The organism is Alterinioella nitratireducens (assembly GCF_013155465.1).
Classification (GTDB): domain Bacteria; phylum Pseudomonadota; class Alphaproteobacteria; order Rhodobacterales; family Rhodobacteraceae; genus Alterinioella; species Alterinioella nitratireducens.
Genome location: NZ_JABJVX010000005.1, coordinates 21,331 through 37,298 on the forward strand (window position 1 = coordinate 21,331; position 15,968 = coordinate 37,298).

The 15,968-nt window shown below is 64.8% G+C and carries 20 protein-coding genes; 7 read left to right on the forward strand and 13 right to left on the reverse strand.

Going from position 1 to position 15,968, the window contains the following annotated elements; genetic code table 11:
- The first annotated feature begins 49 nt into the window (after positions 1–49).
- Entirely contained in the window at positions 50–919 is an 870-nt protein-coding gene (locus tag HNS34_RS09815; protein ID WP_172319891.1) for a LysR family transcriptional regulator, read from the forward strand.
- 6 nt (positions 920–925) lie between these two features.
- On the opposite strand, the gene HNS34_RS09820 is transcribed toward HNS34_RS09815, so the two are convergent.
- The gene (locus tag HNS34_RS09820; RefSeq protein WP_172319892.1) at positions 926–1,132 is read right to left on the reverse strand and encodes a hypothetical protein; all 207 of its coding nucleotides are present in this window, start codon (positions 1,130–1,132) and stop codon (positions 926–928) included.
- A 114-nt stretch (positions 1,133–1,246) separates the two neighbouring features.
- Between HNS34_RS09820 and HNS34_RS09825 the strand changes: the two genes are divergently transcribed.
- The gene (locus HNS34_RS09825) at positions 1,247–2,083 is read left to right on the forward strand and encodes a LysR family transcriptional regulator (protein ID WP_172319893.1); all 837 of its coding nucleotides are present in this window, start codon (positions 1,247–1,249) and stop codon (positions 2,081–2,083) included.
- A 9-nt stretch (positions 2,084–2,092) separates the two neighbouring features.
- On the opposite strand, the gene HNS34_RS09830 is transcribed toward HNS34_RS09825, so the two are convergent.
- The 3 genes from HNS34_RS09830 to HNS34_RS09840 are packed head-to-tail and all read right to left on the reverse strand — an operon-like array spanning position 2,093 to position 5,291.
- Positions 2,093–3,106, reverse strand: coding sequence for an AbrB family transcriptional regulator (locus HNS34_RS09830; RefSeq protein WP_172319894.1), 1,014 nt, complete (start codon positions 3,104–3,106; stop codon positions 2,093–2,095).
- A gap of 51 nt (positions 3,107–3,157) precedes the next feature.
- Positions 3,158–4,063: an oxygen-dependent tRNA uridine(34) hydroxylase TrhO gene (gene trhO, locus HNS34_RS09835; protein WP_172319895.1), complete on the reverse strand. Its 906-nt coding sequence runs from the start codon at positions 4,061–4,063 to the stop codon at positions 3,158–3,160.
- A gap of 52 nt (positions 4,064–4,115) precedes the next feature.
- A complete protein-coding gene (locus HNS34_RS09840) occupies positions 4,116–5,291 on the reverse strand; it encodes an alpha/beta hydrolase (RefSeq protein WP_172319896.1) in 1,176 nt (391 codons plus the stop codon).
- A gap of 131 nt (positions 5,292–5,422) precedes the next feature.
- Between HNS34_RS09840 and pncA the strand changes: the two genes are divergently transcribed.
- Entirely contained in the window at positions 5,423–6,028 is a 606-nt protein-coding gene (gene pncA / locus HNS34_RS09845; RefSeq protein WP_172319897.1) for a bifunctional nicotinamidase/pyrazinamidase, read from the forward strand.
- A gap of 30 nt (positions 6,029–6,058) precedes the next feature.
- Here pncA and HNS34_RS09850 read toward each other — a convergent pair whose 3' ends face one another.
- Entirely contained in the window at positions 6,059–7,171 is a 1,113-nt protein-coding gene (locus HNS34_RS09850) for a THUMP domain-containing class I SAM-dependent RNA methyltransferase (RefSeq protein ID WP_172319898.1), read from the reverse strand.
- A 120-nt stretch (positions 7,172–7,291) separates the two neighbouring features.
- On the opposite strand from HNS34_RS09850, the gene HNS34_RS09855 reads away from it, so the two are divergent.
- The 4 genes from HNS34_RS09855 (at position 7,292) to HNS34_RS09870 (ending at position 11,141) form a co-directional block, all read left to right on the forward strand.
- Positions 7,292–8,563: a peptidoglycan-binding domain-containing protein gene (locus HNS34_RS09855; RefSeq protein ID WP_172319899.1), complete on the forward strand. Its 1,272-nt coding sequence runs from the start codon at positions 7,292–7,294 to the stop codon at positions 8,561–8,563.
- 91 nt (positions 8,564–8,654) lie between these two features.
- Positions 8,655–9,947 (forward strand): nicotinate phosphoribosyltransferase, encoded by a 1,293-nt coding sequence (gene pncB, locus HNS34_RS09860; RefSeq protein ID WP_172319900.1) that lies wholly within the window; start codon positions 8,655–8,657, stop codon positions 9,945–9,947.
- 119 nt (positions 9,948–10,066) lie between these two features.
- The gene (locus tag HNS34_RS09865; RefSeq protein ID WP_172319901.1) at positions 10,067–10,273 is read left to right on the forward strand and encodes a hypothetical protein; all 207 of its coding nucleotides are present in this window, start codon (positions 10,067–10,069) and stop codon (positions 10,271–10,273) included.
- Complete coding sequence (locus HNS34_RS09870; protein WP_235952683.1) at positions 10,239–11,141, forward strand: SDH family Clp fold serine proteinase; 903 nt, start codon at positions 10,239–10,241, stop codon at positions 11,139–11,141. Before HNS34_RS09865 ends, HNS34_RS09870 begins: the two co-directional genes overlap by 35 nt.
- Before the next feature lie 32 nt (positions 11,142–11,173).
- Here HNS34_RS09870 and HNS34_RS09875 read toward each other — a convergent pair whose 3' ends face one another.
- The 8 genes from HNS34_RS09875 to sseA all read right to left on the reverse strand — a co-directional run bounded on the left by HNS34_RS09875 (position 11,174) and on the right by sseA (position 15,885).
- On the reverse strand, positions 11,174–11,329 hold the full coding sequence (locus tag HNS34_RS09875) for a type II toxin-antitoxin system RelE/ParE family toxin (protein WP_172319902.1): 156 nt from the start codon (positions 11,327–11,329) through the stop codon (positions 11,174–11,176).
- Positions 11,295–11,429 (reverse strand): hypothetical protein, encoded by a 135-nt coding sequence (locus HNS34_RS20920; RefSeq protein WP_268879089.1) that lies wholly within the window; start codon positions 11,427–11,429, stop codon positions 11,295–11,297. Before HNS34_RS20920 ends, HNS34_RS09875 begins: the two co-directional genes overlap by 35 nt.
- Positions 11,426–11,692, reverse strand: coding sequence for a type II toxin-antitoxin system ParD family antitoxin (locus tag HNS34_RS09880; protein ID WP_172319903.1), 267 nt, complete (start codon positions 11,690–11,692; stop codon positions 11,426–11,428). The genes HNS34_RS20920 and HNS34_RS09880 overlap by 4 nt, the downstream gene beginning before the upstream one ends.
- 86 nt (positions 11,693–11,778) lie before the next feature.
- Positions 11,779–12,198, reverse strand: a complete 420-nt coding sequence (arfB, locus tag HNS34_RS09885; RefSeq protein WP_172319904.1) for an alternative ribosome rescue aminoacyl-tRNA hydrolase ArfB — start codon at positions 12,196–12,198, stop codon at positions 11,779–11,781.
- A 294-nt stretch (positions 12,199–12,492) separates the two neighbouring features.
- The gene (locus HNS34_RS09890; protein ID WP_172319905.1) at positions 12,493–13,116 is read right to left on the reverse strand and encodes a queuosine precursor transporter; all 624 of its coding nucleotides are present in this window, start codon (positions 13,114–13,116) and stop codon (positions 12,493–12,495) included.
- 164 nt (positions 13,117–13,280) lie between these two features.
- Positions 13,281–14,465: an amino acid aminotransferase gene (locus HNS34_RS09895; protein ID WP_172319906.1), complete on the reverse strand. Its 1,185-nt coding sequence runs from the start codon at positions 14,463–14,465 to the stop codon at positions 13,281–13,283.
- Positions 14,466–14,476: 11 nt separating this feature from the next.
- A complete protein-coding gene (locus tag HNS34_RS09900) occupies positions 14,477–15,037 on the reverse strand; it encodes a GNAT family N-acetyltransferase (protein WP_172319907.1) in 561 nt (186 codons plus the stop codon).
- Positions 15,034–15,885, reverse strand: a complete 852-nt coding sequence (gene sseA, locus HNS34_RS09905) for a 3-mercaptopyruvate sulfurtransferase (RefSeq protein ID WP_172319908.1) — start codon at positions 15,883–15,885, stop codon at positions 15,034–15,036. The genes HNS34_RS09900 and sseA overlap by 4 nt, the downstream gene beginning before the upstream one ends.
- Positions 15,886–15,968: the final 83 nt, after the last annotated feature.

The window sequence follows — 15,968 nt, forward strand, 5'->3', positions numbered from 1 at the left end:
AGGGGGCCTGAACCCGACCGCACCCAAGCGCACCGGAAAGGCCCACGCGATGCAGATCGAACTTGTCGAAACCTTCCTTGACCTCTGCGACACGCGCAGCTTCAACCGCACCGCCGACCGGCTCGGGATCACCCAATCCACCGTCTCGGGCCGCATCAGGAGCCTGGAGAAATCCCTCGACCGAAGGCTCTTCCAGCGCAACCGCTCCGGCACCTCGCTGACCCTCGAAGGGCTGCGCTTCGAGCCCCACGCCCGCGCCCTGCGCGTCGGCTGGTCCGAGGCCCTGCGCGCCACCCGCGATGCGGGACCCACCGCGACCACCCTGCGCGTCGGGCTGCAACGAGACCTGACCTCACCACAGATCGGCGACTGGGTACGTGCCTTCCGCGCCTACCTGCCTGATACCGCGCTCTATATCGAGGCCGATTTCTCCACCCAGATGTGCAACGACCTGATGCAGGGTATCCTTGACGTGGCGGTGATCTACACGCCGAAACCGCATCCCGATCTCTATTTCGAAACCCTCTCCGAGGTCCGCTTCCGGATGATCTCCGACGTCGCCGACACGCTCGCCGCAATCCCTGCCGACAGTTACGTGCAGGCCGCGATCAGCGATGCCTTCGACCGTCTGCACAAGACGCTTTTGCCGGGGCTCAGCGCGTCGGCCATCCAATGCGGGCAGAACTCGCTGACCTCGGCCATGCTGACCGCGCTCGGCGGATCGGGCTACGTGCTGGAGGATACCGCGGCCGAGCTGACCGCCACCGGGCGCTTCGCTTACGTCGACCGCGCCCCGGTCATTCCGCAGCCGGTCTATTCCGCGATCCACCTGCGCAACCGGCACCGGTCCTCCTACCGCAAACTGATCCAGCTTCTCGGCGCGCATGTGCCGGGGCATCGGGGCTCCGATCCCGGTTGATCCGGCTCAGTCCCGGATTTCCTCCTGTCGGGTGACCGCGCCATGCAGCCACAGGAAGAAACCGGCGAAGATGAGACCGCCACCAAAGCCCGAGAAGGCCAGCCAGCCCGCGAAATTGCCGGTGACCATCACCGCGATCCCGGCGGCGATCACCAGGATACTCAGCAGCAATTCACGCTTGGCGGGGGTTCTGAACAGCTTTGCAAGGGTCATGATGGGCACTCCTGACATGTCGCGTTTCGGGGGAGCCTCAAGGATACGCCTATCATAGAATTAGTAAAACGAATATAATTGGCCTATCAAATCGGTTTCTTCGATGGGAGCGCCATGAATATCGAACAGGTCCGCAGCTTTCTGGCGGTGGCGGATACCGGCAGCTTCGTCGCCTCGGCCGAACGGCTCCATGTCACCCAATCGACCATCAGCGCGCGGATCAGGACGCTTGAGGAGGTGTTGGGATGCACCCTCTTCCAGCGCAACCGCACCGGCGCGACGCTGACGGGCGCGGGGCTTCGGTTCCAGCCCCGCGCGCTTCAGATGGTGCGGGCGTTTGAAAGGGCGCGGCGCGAGACCGGCCTGCCCGACACCATTCGCGCGCAGGTCGCCATCGGGGCCCGGTTCGGGCTGTGGGATGCGCAGGCGGTGACCTGGCTTGAGGATCAGTCCCGCCGCCGCCCCGACGTGTCCTTTCGCGCCGAGATCGCCTTTGAACCGGAATTGATGCAAGGTCTCATCGACGGCCATCTCGATATCGGCCTCATGTACACGCCGCAGCACCGCCCCAGGCTGGAGCAGCTTCCCTTCCGCATCGAACGCCTGCGCCTCGTCTCGTCCGACCCTGAAACGCCGGTGCGGCCCGACCATTACGTGCATATCGAATGGGGGCCCGAGTTCGACGCGCAGCTGGCCGCCGGGTTCCCCGAGTTCTTCCGCACCCGGATGTCGTTCAACATCGGCTGGCTGGCGCTGCAATATCTCAAGAACGCGCGCGGATATGCCTATTTCCCCGACCGCTTCGTGCGCCCCGAGCTGGAGACGGGGGTGTTTCACATCGTCGAGGACGCCCCGGTGTTCGAGCTTCCCTCCGCGCTGGTCATCCGCTCGGACCGCGACCGCGCCCTGATCGACCCGATGGTCGACAGCCTGCGCCGCCTTGCCGGGTGATCCCGCGCCTCAGCGCCGGTTGATCCAGCGAAAGAACAGCGGCGCCGAGAAGACCACGATCGCGATCCGCACGATATGGGTGACCGAGACATAGGCGATGTCGCCGCCCAGGGCGAAGGCCAACAGGCTCATCTCGGTCAGACCGCCCGGCGAATAGGCCAGGAAGGCCTGCGCCAGGTCGGTCGCGGTCAGGCTGGCCACGACCCAGGCAAAGCCCACGCCGGTGATCAGCATGATGGTTGTCGAAAACACCGACAGGAACAGGTCGCGCCCGACCTCGCGCAGTCTCGCGCCCAGGAACCGCGTGCCGATCAGCGAGCCCATCACCACCTGTGCCGCGATCACAAAGACCGTCGGCGGCGGCAGGTCGACCAGTTGCACGACATGCGCCGCCGCGCTCAGGATCATCGGCCCAAGCAGGCGCTGCGCGGGCAGGCGCAACAGGCGACCGAACGGTACGCCCAATGCGGCGCAACCGATCAAGATCAGGTAATCCAGCACCCCCGGCGCGCCGATCGGGGTCCAGATCCCGCCGTTGCGCCCCGATTGCACCCCCAGGACCAGCCCGAAGAACAGGCCCACGAAGGTGACCGTCAGCAGCACGCGCGACGCATGGGCCAGCGCGATCCGCCGCTCCTCGCCTCCCGCCTCGCCACCCAAGAGCAGCATCTCGTTCAGCCCCCCGGGCATGGCGCTGAAATAGGCGGTGACCGGATCGAACCGGCCAAGATGGCGATAGATCAGGTACGACCCGCCCGCCGCCGTCATCAGGAACGGGGCCAGCACAAGGAAGGAAATGCTCCAATCGCCCAATGCCTCGAAGGTCTCGGCGCTGACACCCGAGCCCAGCATCACCCCGATGATCGGCACGAAGATGTTGCGCAGCGGCATCGAGGCCCGGACAGGTGCGCCCGCAAGTGCGGCCACCGTATTGCCCAGCATCGCGCCCAGCATCCATGGCAGGGGCATCCCGGCCATATAGGCCAGCCACCCAGAAGCGAGGCCCACCGCCAGCGATGTCATCACCCCGCGCCAGTCCGGGCCGCCGAATATGCCAATCAAAGCGGCCAAACCCTATCCGCCCGCCAGATGGGTTTCCCCGCGCGCCTTCGCCAGCGCGATCTGTTTCTGCCGCTCGCGGAACCGGGCGCGATCGGCCTCGGAGTGTTCATTCACGCAATGATGGCACTGCACGCCCGCTTCATATTCGGGCCGCTCCATGTCCCGCGGTGTCAGCGGACGGCGGCAGGCGCGGCACAGAGCGTGCGGGCCTTGGCTCAACCCATGCCCGACCGAGACCCGCTCATCGAAAACGAAACAGTCGCCCTGCCACAGGCTCTCCTCCTCGGGCACATCCTCCAGGTATTGCAGGATTCCGCCCTTGAGGTGGTAGACCTCCTCAACGCCTTGGGAAATCAGGTAGTTGGTCGATTTCTCGCAGCGGATACCGCCGGTGCAGAACATCGCGATCCGCTTATTGTGAAACCGGTCCTTGTTCGCCTCCCACCAGGCGGGGAAGTCGCGGAAGCTTTCGGTCTCCGGGTCCACTGCCCCCCGGAACGTGCCGATGGCGGTCTCGTAATCGTTGCGCGTGTCGATCACCGCCACATCCGGCGCGGAAATCAGCGCGTTCCAGTCCCGCGCCCGAACGTAGTGACCCACCGCCGCCTTGGGATCGACCCCCGGAACGCCCAGCGTCACGATCTCCTTTTTCAGGCGCACCTTCAGGCGGCCAAAGGGAGGGCTGTCGCTGGTGCTTTCCTTCCACTCCAGACCGGCACAGCCCGGCAAGCCCCTGATATGGGCCAGCACCTCGTTCAACCCGTCACGCGGCCCCGCGATGGTGCCGTTTATCCCCTCGCCCGCCAGCAAAAGCGACCCGCGCACGGCATTGGCCGCGCAGACCGCGCGCAGCGGCGCCTGCAAGGCGGCGGGATCCTCGAACCGGGTGAAGTGATAGAGCGCGGCAATGGTATACATGCGCGCGGTGTTACGCCTCTGTCCGGGGATGCTCAAGACCCCGGCCCGCGCGTCAGTCGCGCGCCAGGAACTCCAGGATAGCATCGGTCTGCTGCTGCCAGGTGGGATCGGGCGTCAGGCACAGCGTGTTGCCGCTTTCCACCACAAGGAACTCCGCCCCCTCGATCCCCGCCGCGATCAGGCGGCCCTCGGTGATCGGGTGAACCACATCGTTGCGCGCATGGATCACCAGCGTTGGCACCGACACCTTGCCCAGATAGGGCCGCGCGTCGAACCGGTCGATGGTCTCGCGGTTGATCACGGATTCGCGCGCCGAGGTGGCCTTGCCGACATAGGTGATCAACTCGGTGATCTCGTCGAACCGCAGCCCCGGCACCGCCATCGTCATCCAGGCCCGCATCAGGCCGCTTTGCGGGTCGCCCCATCCGCCGGCGTGGATCAGCGACAGGAACGGATCGTCGCGCGCAGGCGTATCGGGGGCACCGCGCAGGGCCCGCCCGCGCGCATAGCCTTGTTGCAGCACCAGCTTGCTGACCCGCTCGGGATACTCCGCCGCGCATTGGATCGCAACCGCGACGCTGTTCAAGGTGGCCAGGATCGGGAACCTCTCCAGTCCGGCGGCATCCGCCACCGCCAGCAGATCCTCGACATGGGCCCGCATCGGCGACACCGTCCCGCCGCTATCCGACAGCCCCGCGCCGCGCATGTCGTAGCGCACCAGTTGATGCGTGGCCCCCAATGCGTCGAAGGTCGGACGCAAGAGCGGGCTGAGCCAGTCCAGTTCCAGATGCGTGACGTGATGCGACGCCTTGAGCAGCGGCGGCCCATCGCCCGAGATCGCATAGGCCAGCATCGTGCCATCCGCCGAGGTCGTGTAGCGCGTCACCTGGCTGCCACGCGGGCCCGCGGCGGCAGCCCCCTCATGCGTCACCGGCACCGCCAGCTCGATCCCCCGGCGCGGCACCGTGCGGATCACCGCCTGCCGCTTGCCGTCATCGCCCACCGCGCTGCGGGCGGCGTTGATCCGCGCGCTGATCGTCGCATCCGACACGATCCGGCCCTTCCAGACGGTCTCGATCAGCTTGTCGCGGCTGACCAGGGCGCCTGCGTTCTCGGCCAGGACACAGAGCAGGTCGAACACCTGCGGCTCCACCGCCTGCACCTCGCCGCCGCGCAGCAGGCGAAAGCTGCCGGTGTCCAGAACGCAATCGGCAAAATGATACTGCATCGGCGGGCCGCCTTCCCTCGTTGCGGAAGGATCGGGAGTTTTCGCCGCAAGATCAAGGATATTGCGCGTTGCCAATGGCGCCATCCTGCGTAGGGTATGGGGAACACGCGCATATCCAAGGACGAGGCCCCATGCACCCAGACACCCATGCCCTGATCGTCATCGACGTGCAGAACGACTTTTGCCCCGGCGGTGCGTTGGCCGTCGATGGCGGCGACCAGATCGTGCCCGGCATCAACGCGCTGATGGAGGATTTTTCCGCCATTGTCCTGACCCAGGACTGGCACCCGTTCGGCCATTCCAGCTTTGCCAGCGAACACCCCGGTGCCGCGCCCATGTCAGTGGTGGAGTTTCCCTATGGCCCGCAGGTTCTCTGGCCCGATCACTGCATCCAGTCGAGCCCCGGCGCCGCCTTCCACGCCGACCTGAACACCGTCGCCGCCGACCTGATCATCCGCAAGGGCTTCCGCCCCGCCATCGACAGCTATTCGGCCTTCTTCGAGAATGACCACGAAACCCCGACAGGGCTTGAGGGCTACCTGCGCACGCGCGGCATCACGCGGTTGACCATGGTGGGCCTCGCCACCGATTTCTGCGTCAAGTTCTCGGCCGTGGATGCCGCGAGGTTGGGCTTTGATGTGACCGTGCAGATGGACCTCTGCCGCGCCATCGACCTCGACGGGTCACTCGCTGCGGCGGTGGACGAGATGAAATCCGCCGGGGTGACGCTGGCGTAGGGTGGGCAGGTCTGCCCACCGCGCCCCACCTCACGGCAACGCATCCGTCCGCCACAAATGCACTTTCAGCCCCCCGAAACTGACCGCCCTGCCCTGCGGCACCCACGGCAACCCGGTCGCCTTGGCCAGCCCCGCGTCACTCGTCACCAGCCCCACGCGCCAGCCTGAAAACCGCTCCGCCAGAACCTTGCCGAGCGTGCCGTAAAGCGAGAACAACAGCTTCCGGTTGCCCACCCGCGCCCCGTAAGGCGGGTTCACCATGACCAGCCCCGGCGGCCCCTCGGGCGGCTGCAAGTCGCTGATCGCAGCCCGTGCAAACGCGGTCACGCCCGAGACACCGGCCCGCTCGGCATTGGCCTGCGCCCCCCGGATCGCGCCATCGTCGCGGTCATAGCCGAAGAACCACACCGGCCCCTCTGCCGTCACATCCCGTTTCATCGCCGCGAACGCGCCCGCATCGAAGCTTGCCAGATCCTCGAAGGCAAAGCGCCGTGACCGCCCCGGCTGCATCCCTGCCGAAACCTCCGCCGCCTCGATCACGAATGTCCCCGACCCGCACATCGGATCGACGACCGGCCCGGTGCCGTCAAACCCGCATTCCGCCAGGAACAGCGCCGCGAGGTTCTCCCGCATCGGGGCCTTGCCGACAAATTCCTTGTGCCCGCGCCGATGCAGCGCCGCGCCGGACGTATCGACGCTGATCGTGCACAGATCATCCTCGATCCGCACCTTCACCACCAATTCCGCCTCGGGCGAAAGCGTCACGCCAAGCTCCTCGACCAGGGCCCGCTCGACCCGCTCAGCCGCCGCCTTGGCATGGTAAATCTTCGACTTGCGGCAAGTCACCTCGACCCGGACCGGCACATCCCGGCGCAGGACATCCCCCCAGGGAAATTTCCGCGCCCGCTTGTCCAGCTGCGCCAGGTGCATCGCCCGGAATGCCCCCAGCCGCACCAGCACCCGGCCCGCGCCGCGCAACTCCAGATTGGCACGCCAGACATCGGCCCAGCCGCCCGCCACCTCTACGCCGCCCGCCACGGCGCGCGGCTCGGCAAACCCCCTGGCCGCCGCCTCTTGCGCAAGCGCCGCCTCCAGTCCGGGGGCGGTGGCCAGAAAAATGGAATATCGCGCGTCTTCGGTCATCCCCCTCCCCTATCGGCAAATTCTGTCGGGACAAAGGGCCAAACCTTCCCCGCCGTTAACCTTTTGGTAAGGATCGGTCCGACAAACAGGACCTGTCACTTTTGGTAATCGGTCGGTGCGATGATGCGTGTGTTTCTGTCTGCTTGTCTCCTCGCGGTCGTCCTGACCCGTCCCGCATCCGCGCAACAAGATCCCCTCGCGGGCAGTCTGGACGCCATCGAAACCCGCCTGGCCGAGGTCGAGCGCGATCTTGCGGGCTATGAGGGTGGCGCGATCCGGGACATCCTGCTTCTGCGTCGCCAGACCCTCGCGCTGACCCGCGACATGATCACGCTCAGACTTACCGGAGAGGCCACAGGCGCCTCCGAAGACCTCCGCCTGCCCACCCGGACGCCCGATCCGGCCCGCGCGGGCCAACTGGCAGGCGAGATCGCCGCCGCCGAGGCCCGCGTCGAAGCCGCAAGGCGCGAGGCCGAGGGAACCGGTGGCCTGTTGCAGCTTTCGGCACTCGCGGCCTATCACGCCGAGCAATTGGGGCTGACCCGGCTCAGGCTTGCATGGTTCGAGGCGGAGTATGGCATCGCCCTGCCCACCCCCGGCGCCGCCGCGCCCGAAACCCCGCCCCCGGATGTCGCCAGCGGGCCCGCCCCCGCGCCGGAACAGCCCACCGACCCCTGGGTCGATCCGCGCTTTCCCCAGATCGACTATGCGCGCCCCGCCTTTCGCCAGCTGCACCAGGAGGGGTTCGAGGTCAGCGGCTGGTGGGGCATCTCCCGCGAGCGCGCGCCGCTCGATGACAGCCTCAGCATCACCGCAATCAACGTGGCCGAGTTCTCGACATCGGGCTATGGCGACAACCCGTCCCTCATCGTCAGTTGCCGCGAAGGGACGCCCGCGCTCATCTACGATACGGATGACTACCTGCTGACCAATATCCGCAGCAATTCCATCGAGGTGACGTTCCGCATCGGCGATAACCCGGCGGAAACGCAGCAATGGTCGAAGCTGACCACCGGCGAGGGCGCGGGCCTCTTCGGTGATCGCGCCATCGCCCTGATGCGCCGCATCTACGACGCCGACCGGATTTTCCTGCGCCTCGTCGAGCGCAATGGCCAGACCCATGACGCGCTCTTCCCGCTCGATGGCGGCCCCGCCGCCTATGACGCCGCCGCCGATGCCTGCGGATTCTCCACCCTGTCGCTGTCGCGCGACGACTATCTGGCGTTGCAGACCGCCCTCACCCGCGCGGGCCATGATCCCGGCACACCCGACGGCAACTGGGGGCCGGCCTCGCGCCAGGCCATGCGCGCCTTCCAGGCCGCCAATGGCCTGCCCGAAACCGGGCAACCCGACCGCGCCTCGATCGCCCTGCTGCGCGGCGAACCGCAATAGGCGGCCATTCCGCTTGCAAATGGCCCGCCCGGTTTGCTCTAACCGATGCAAACGGCCATCCCCCGGCCCGCTGTCACGGAAAGGCCGTTCCATGGTCGATATCGCCGCCCGCGTCTACAACCACAAATGGAAGATCGACCCGATCGTCCGCTCCCTTATCGACACCGATTTCTACAAGCTGCTGATGTGCCAGTCGGTGTTCCGCAACAAGCCCGACACGGATGTCACCTTCTCGCTCATCAACCGCACCCACCGCATCAAGCTGGCCCACCTGATCGACGAAGGGGAGTTGCGCGAACAGCTCGACCACATCCGCTCGCTCCGCCTGTCCCGCGGCGAAAGCACCTGGATGCGCGGCAACCTCTTCTACGGCCAGCGCCAGATGTTCCGCCCCGATTTCATGGACTGGCTGGAGAAGCTGTCCCTGCCCGCCTACCACCTGGAAAAACGCGACGGCCAGTATGAGCTGACGTTCGAGGGCGCCTGGCCCGAGGTCATGCTGTGGGAGATCCCGGCGCTGGCCGTCCTGATGGAGCTGCGCGGCCGCCGCGTGCTGGCCGATATGGGCCGGTTCGAGCTTCAGGTGCTCTACGCCCGCGCCATGACGAAACTCTGGCAGAAGGTCGAGGCCCTGCGCGACATCCCCGACCTGCGCATCGCCGATTTCGGCACGCGGCGGCGGCATTCCTACCTCTGGCAGGACTGGTGCGTGCAGGCGATGATGGAAGGCTTGGGGCCGAAATTCACCGGCACCTCCAACTGCCACATCGCCATGCGCCGCGAGATCGAGGCCATCGGCACCAACGCCCATGAATTGCCCATGGTCTACGCCGCGCTGGCCGAGGATGACGCCGCCCTCGCCCGCGCCCCCTATGACGTGCTTTCCGACTGGCACGAAGAGCATTCGGGCAACCTGCGCATCATCCTGCCCGACACCTACGGCACCGAAGGGTTTTTGGCGAACGCCCCCGACTGGCTGGCCGGCTGGACAGGCATCCGCATCGATTCAGGCGACCCCGCGACGGGCGCCGAGATCGCCATCGCCTGGTGGAAGAGCCGCGGCGAGGATCCGGCGGAGAAGCTGGTGATTTTTTCCGACGGTCTGGACGTGGAGACAATCGCCGAACTCCAGGCGCAATTCGCGGGCCGGGTGAAGGTCTCCTTCGGCTGGGGCACGCTGCTGACCAACGATTTCCGCGGGCTGGTGCCGGATGACGCGCTGGCCCCGTTCTCGCTGGTCTGCAAGGCCGTGGCGGCGAACGGGCGGCCGACGGTGAAATTGTCGGACAACCCGGAGAAGGCGATGGGGCCGGAGGCGGAGATTTTGAGGTATAAGCGGGTGTTCGGGGTCGGGGAGCAGGAGCGGGTGGAGGTTGTGGTTTGATATCTGTACTACATCTTGTGGATAGTTCTTGACTCTGCACCATTTTCTGTAATCAGCCCTCGCTTGGCCGATTCTCTCGTGTTACACTTGAGAATCACTTCGGTTAGGGAGCTACTGAAATGTCTAATATCATTGACGAAATGCGAGCACATGGCATTTTCAAGGATGTTTCGGCAGCGGACACTTCGGACGCAGGCACCAGCTCCGCCCCTCTAATTGCATCTGAGCTTGCTTTCTCCGGCTACGGCGTCTTCACTCCAATCACTGTAAGCTCATCAACGGTGTTCGGAAATGCCAACTTGGAACGAAATAAACAACGAGATTGATGCAATTGGTACGCCCGAAGCGTGTGATCAAACCAGGAAAAAGTATATCTCTCAACTTGAGGCTAAAGTAGAGCGCAACGTGATTGCCTACTACTCTGGGTACCTGCAGAAACGCAGTGCTGATGGCCGCGTGCATCCCGAGTCGGCGATAACCGATTTGGACATGAACGGTTTGATGGCAGTCGTCCACAACCTTGATCGGTCTAAGGGTCTGGATTTAGTGATTCACACACCGGGGGGTGGCGTTGAAGCGGGTCGCGCCATGGTCGAATACCTCTTTAAGATGTTCGGTCGTGATATCCGAGTGATTGTTCCACATATGGCTATGTCGGTTGGTACGATGATCGCATGTGCTTCGAAAGAAATAATCCTTGGCAAGCACTCATGCCTCGGTCCAACTGATCCTCAAGTTCGCGGGCATCCAGCAATGGGTGTCTTGGCAGAAGTTGAACGCGCGATATTCGAGATCAAGCGCGAGCCAATGAAGCAACTTCTCTATCAACAGGTTTTCGCAAAGTATCCACCTGCTTTCATTCTTGATTGCGAGCGGTCTGTTGAACATTCTCGAGCAATGGTTGTTTCGTGGCTCACGACGGGCATGTTCAAAGATGAAGCTGATCCGCAGAAACATGCCGAGACGGCTGTTGCTGCGTTGATGGACTACGAAGGCACTGCCGAGCACAGTCACCATTTCTTCATCGACCAGTGTTTGGGGATGGGCTTGAACGTGAAAGCGTTGGAAGACGACCAAGAATTACAGGAGGAAGTACTTAGCGTGCATCATAGCTTTGTTGCAACTTTCGCCAGAATGAGTGCAATTAAAATCATTCAAAACGCCAATGGAGGTATTTGGACGGTGGGTGCTTGAGAAACTTTCAGTCCTACAGCTTTAGCACACCCCTACACCCGTCCCAGATCCATCCGCTGATGCAACACCCTCACCACTGTCACCCGCGTCTCGTTTTCCCGGATGAACACCACGTGCCCCTCCGCCATCGCGCGGCGCAGGCCGGGTTTCACGTCATCCGCCGCCCGTGAAGCGGTGTGCCCGGTCAACAACCCCGCGAATTCGAACCTCCAACGCTGCGTCATAGGTGTAATCCCAGATCGCTTCAATATCCGCCGTCGCATCCGCCGCGTATTCGAGCGCCTTCATTCAGCGGCGCCCAACTTCGCACGGTGTTCGGCCATCTTGCGCGCCCGGAACTCATCCCAATCGAACCCCTCCGCAATCCCACTCGCCTCGCCCTTCGCAATCTCCGCCCTGATGAGCCGGGTCAGCTTGGCCTCTTCCTCCTCCAGCAACCGCAATCCCGCCCGGATCACGTCACTGGCCGAGCCATAGCGGCCCTCAGCGACCTTCTCGTCAATGAACCCGGCGAAATGATCGCCCAGCGAAACCGATGTATTGCGCGCCATTGGGACACCTCCGAAACCAACCACTACCAATATTTGGTAACACCGCCTTCGAAGTCAACCGTAGGGTGGGCAGTTCTGCCCACCAATCACTCCGGATCAACCCCACCCCTCAGCCGCTTCACCTCCCCCCGCGCCTTCTTCGCCTCCACCCGCTTGCGCTTCTGGTTCAGCGACACCCGCGTCCGCTTGCGCTTTTTCGGCACCTCCGTCGCGCGCAACACCAGTTCCGCCAACCGCTCCCGCGCGATCTCTCTATTCCGTGCCTGCGAACGCGTCTCCTGCACGAAGATCACCACCGCGCCGTCCTTGGTCCAGCGGCTCCCCGCCAGCCGCCTCAGCCGCCGTTTCACCGCGTCCGCCAGATGCGGCGAGCGCTCCGCCTCGAAGCGCAGTTCCACCGCCGTCGAGACCTTGTTGACGTTCTGCCCGCCGGGGCCCGAGGCGCGCACGAAGGCCTCCGTCAGCTCCCATTCGGCGATCTCGATCTGGTCATTCACGCGCAACATGTCGCCTCAGGGGGTGTACGGGGGGTGCATCGAGGGGTGTACAGAAAGGCACCCCCCCTGATCAAACGAAAAGGGCCGCCACGACGGGCGACCCTTCACGAGAATTTAAGGAGGCGGGGCCGGTTAGACCGAGGGCCCACCTGGGGCGGTTTCTACCGCTAGGATTGCCTAAAGGCGACCTCCCCAGACTGTCCCGACGCCATTCTCCAATACCTCTCTAGACACTGGATCACCTCCTTTCGTTTGTTTCTGTTAGGGGCAGGTTGCCATAGATTTTGTGTTTGTCAAAACTTTTTATGCAACCCCTGCGATCAGCCGCCGTGTGATGAGTCTGAACGGCACCAGCGCCAGGATCGCAAGCGCCAGCTTCACGCCCCAATCCGCAACCGCCAAGGACACCCAGAGCGGCACCTGCGGACCCAAGCCCAGAAGCGGCAGAACCTCCCCCGCCCAGGACACGTCATTGGCAGGTTCCAGGAAGGCCAACGCCCCCGAAAATGCCACTGTAAAGAAGATCGCCGTATCCACAGAAGACCCGATCAGAGTCGATGCCAAAGGCGCCCGCCACCACGCGCCGCCCCGCAAGCGGTTGAAAACGCTGACATCCAGAAGCTGCGCGGTCAGGAAGGCCAGGCCCGAACCAAGCGCGATGCGCCATGTCACAAGGGGGCCGAACTCGCCCATGATCTGCGTGCCGATGAGAGAACAGAGCACACCGACGACGAACCCCGCGACCACCACGCGGCGGGCGGCGGCAACGCCATAGGCGCGGTTCATCACGTCGGTGATCAGGAAGGCCACCGGGTAGGTGAAGGCCCCCCAGGTCAGCCATTGGCCGAACAGGAATTGCACAAGGATGTTGGAGGCGACAACAGTGGCCGCCATGGCAAGAATGCCGGGCAGGATCGAGCGGGTCATATCTGGCTTTCCGTTTTGACAAGGTCGCGGAGACTTGGCCCTCGGGCTGCCCAAGGGTCGGGCTGCGGCTTACCGCAATGCGAAACCTCTTGGCAAGCGCGGGCCAAGAATTTTCCTTCAAAATTCTTGTGGCCCGAAAAATCTTGTCCGAAGATTTTTCCGCCTCAGCGCATCACCTCGGCCACCGCCTTCGCCACAACCGGGATATTCGCATCGGTCAACCCCGCCACGTTGATCCGGCTGTCGCCCACCAGGTAGATGCCGAACTCCTCGCGCAGCCGGTCCACCTGCGCGGGCGTCGCGCCCAACAGCGTGAACATGCCCTTCTGCGTGCCGAGAAACGCGAACCGGTCCGATCCCGTCACCTGCCGCAGCTCCGCCACCAAGGCGCGGCGATTGGCGGCCATCCTCTCGCGCATCTCGCGCAGTTCGCTCCGCCACATCTCGGTCAGGTCCGCATCATCCAGGATCGTCTGCACCACGCGCGCGCCATGATCGGGCGGAAAGGCAAAATTCTGACGGTTGAGCCACGCCAGCATCCCGCCCGCGGCCAGCGCCCGCTCGGCATCCGCGCCCATCGCCATGGCGATGCCGACCCGGTCGCGGTAGAGGCCGAAATTCTTGGAACAGGACGCCGCCAGCAGCAATTCCGGCACCATGCCCGCCAGCAGACGCAGGCCCGCCGCATCCTCCTCCAGCCCATCGCCGAACCCCAGATAGGCCATGTCGACAAAGGGCACCGCGCCGCGATCGAGGCACAGTTCCCCGATCGCGCGCCAATCCTCCAGGTCCAGATCGACGCCGGTGGGGTTGTGGCAGCAGCCATGCACGAGGATCAGGTCGCCCGGCGCGACGCCTGCCAGATCCTCCATCATGCTGGCCCGGTCCAACCCGCCCGTCTCGGAGTCGTAGTAACGGTATTCGCGCATCTCCAACCCGAGATAGCTGATGATCGCGGGGTGATTGGGCCATGTGGGCGCGGAAACCCACACCGTCGCCTCGGGCGTCAAGCGCTTGACCATCTCCAGCACCTGCCGCACCGCGCCGGTGCCACCGGGCGTGCCCGCCGCCCCGATCCGGTTCGCCGCGACCGCGTCGCCGAAGATCAGCGCCCGCATCGCCGCCAGGTAACCCGGATCGCCCGCCAGCGCGACATAGCCCTTGCTGTCCTGCGCCTGCCAGACAAGCTCCTCGGCCGCCTTCACGGCGCGCATCACCGGCGTGCGGCCCTCGGGGGTCTTGTAGACGCCGACGCCCAGATCGACCTTGTCCTCGCGCGGGTCGTCGCGGAACATGCCCATCAGGCGAATGATCTTGTCCACTTCGGGGGCGGTCAGGGTCTCGAACATCGCATCACTCCTCAATCGGCGAATTTGGACGGGTCTCGGTCACGGCGCAGCACACGCGTGCAGTCCTCGACCCGGACCGGGCGAAACCCGGCCTTCTGGTAGACGGACAGCGCGCGGGGGTGGTCCAGCGTGCAGGTGTTGACCGTCAGCTTTTCCGTGCCGGCCCGCGCCCATCCCGCCCGGATCGCATTCTGCAAGAGCCTGGCCCCGATCCCGGTCCCCACGGCCTCGCGCACCAGCCCGAAATAGGCCAGGTCGCAGATCCCGGCCTCGCGCCGGTCCAGCAGGTAGAACCCTTGCGGCCAGCCATGCCGGTAGGCGACGGTCAGCGCCATATCCGGGCCATGCAGCCAGGCGCGCAGATCCTCGGGGGCCTCGTCATGCTGATCGACCCATTCATACTCCTGCCCAACCGCATCGTAGAGCGACAGGAAGAACCAGACGGGCGGCTTGCGGGCCACCTCAAGGCGCAGGTCTCCGGGCAGCGCAGGCGCATCAGCCTCGGGCGGCTTCGTCATCTCAAGAAACGTCACCTGGTAGGGAACCTCGGTGCCCGCCGGAACGATGCTCATCCGGTCTCGACCTTCAACTGCTCGAACTGCCCCCATTCGGACCACGACCCGTCATAGAGCGCCACATCACGGTGGCCAAGCAGCTCCAACCCCAGAAACAGGATCGCCGCCGTCACGCCTGATCCGCAGGTGGTGATGATGCGCCGGTCCAGGTCGACGCCCGCCTGCTCAAACGCCGCGCGCAGGTCGGCGGCGCGCTTCAGGGTGCCGTCCTCGTTCAGAAGCGTCGCGTAATGGACGTTGAGCGAGCCCGGAATATGCCCCGCCCGCAGCCCCTCGCGCGGCTCGGGTTCCTCGCCCCGGAACCGGGCCGGACTGCGCGCATCGACGATCTGCCAGTCGCCCAGTTTCGCCGCGGCCGCCACCTGCGTCACATCCTTGACCAGATGCGCCTGGCGCTGCGCCGTCATGTGCCGATCCTTCACGACCGGGGGCATATCCTCGATCTCGCGCCCCTCGGCCCGCCATTTCGGCAATCCGCCATCCAGCACCGCCACATCGGTCTTGCCCATCAGCTTGAACAACCACCAGACCCGCGCGGCGGAAAACAGGCCCACGCCGTCATAGACCACCACCTGATGCCCGTCGCCCACGCCCATGGCGCGCATCCGGCTCATGAATTTCTCGATCGGCGGGGCCATATGCGGCAGGGCGCTGGCGCTGTCCGAGATCTCGTCGATATCGAAGAACCGCGCGCCGGGGATATGGCCCGCATCGTACTCGGCCTTCGCATCGCGCCCCATGTCGGGCAGGTAATACGAGGCGTCGATGACGCGCAGATCCGGATCCTTCAGATGCGCGGCCAGCCAGTCGGTGCAGACCAGGGTTTTCGGATCATCGGCGGGCATCGGCGGCCTCCCCATCTCTTGAATGTTATCGGCCATAGCCCTACGGCAAATGGCTTGGCACTGGCAAGGGGCGCGGGCTAGGC

Coding starts and splice junctions, on each gene's coding strand:
- pncB (WP_172319900.1), top strand. CDS start 8,655: ATGGTCGATATCGCCGCCCGCGTCTACAACCACAAATGGAAGATCGAC.
- HNS34_RS09855 (WP_172319899.1), top strand. CDS start 7,292: ATGATGCGTGTGTTTCTGTCTGCTTGTCTCCTCGCGGTCGTCCTGACC.
- trhO (WP_172319895.1), bottom strand. CDS start 4,063: ATGTATACCATTGCCGCGCTCTATCACTTCACCCGGTTCGAGGATCCC.
- pncA (WP_172319897.1), top strand. CDS start 5,423: ATGCACCCAGACACCCATGCCCTGATCGTCATCGACGTGCAGAACGAC.
- HNS34_RS09825 (WP_172319893.1), top strand. CDS start 1,247: ATGAATATCGAACAGGTCCGCAGCTTTCTGGCGGTGGCGGATACCGGC.
- HNS34_RS09895 (WP_172319906.1), bottom strand. CDS start 14,465: ATGTTCGAGACCCTGACCGCCCCCGAAGTGGACAAGATCATTCGCCTG.
- HNS34_RS09865 (WP_172319901.1), top strand. CDS start 10,067: ATGTCTAATATCATTGACGAAATGCGAGCACATGGCATTTTCAAGGAT.
- HNS34_RS09870 (WP_235952683.1), top strand. CDS start 10,239: ATGCCAACTTGGAACGAAATAAACAACGAGATTGATGCAATTGGTACG.
- HNS34_RS09820 (WP_172319892.1), bottom strand. CDS start 1,132: ATGACCCTTGCAAAGCTGTTCAGAACCCCCGCCAAGCGTGAATTGCTG.
- HNS34_RS09880 (WP_172319903.1), bottom strand. CDS start 11,692: ATGGCGCGCAATACATCGGTTTCGCTGGGCGATCATTTCGCCGGGTTC.
- HNS34_RS09900 (WP_172319907.1), bottom strand. CDS start 15,037: ATGAGCATCGTTCCGGCGGGCACCGAGGTTCCCTACCAGGTGACGTTT.
- HNS34_RS09815 (WP_172319891.1), top strand. CDS start 50: ATGCAGATCGAACTTGTCGAAACCTTCCTTGACCTCTGCGACACGCGC.
- arfB (WP_172319904.1), bottom strand. CDS start 12,198: ATGTTGCGCGTGAATGACCAGATCGAGATCGCCGAATGGGAGCTGACG.
- HNS34_RS09850 (WP_172319898.1), bottom strand. CDS start 7,171: ATGACCGAAGACGCGCGATATTCCATTTTTCTGGCCACCGCCCCCGGA.
- HNS34_RS20920 (WP_268879089.1), bottom strand. CDS start 11,429: ATGAAGGCGCTCGAATACGCGGCGGATGCGACGGCGGATATTGAAGCG.
- sseA (WP_172319908.1), bottom strand. CDS start 15,885: ATGCCCGCCGATGATCCGAAAACCCTGGTCTGCACCGACTGGCTGGCC.
- HNS34_RS09840 (WP_172319896.1), bottom strand. CDS start 5,291: ATGCAGTATCATTTTGCCGATTGCGTTCTGGACACCGGCAGCTTTCGC.
- HNS34_RS09830 (WP_172319894.1), bottom strand. CDS start 3,106: ATGACATCGCTGGCGGTGGGCCTCGCTTCTGGGTGGCTGGCCTATATG.
- HNS34_RS09890 (WP_172319905.1), bottom strand. CDS start 13,116: ATGACCCGCTCGATCCTGCCCGGCATTCTTGCCATGGCGGCCACTGTT.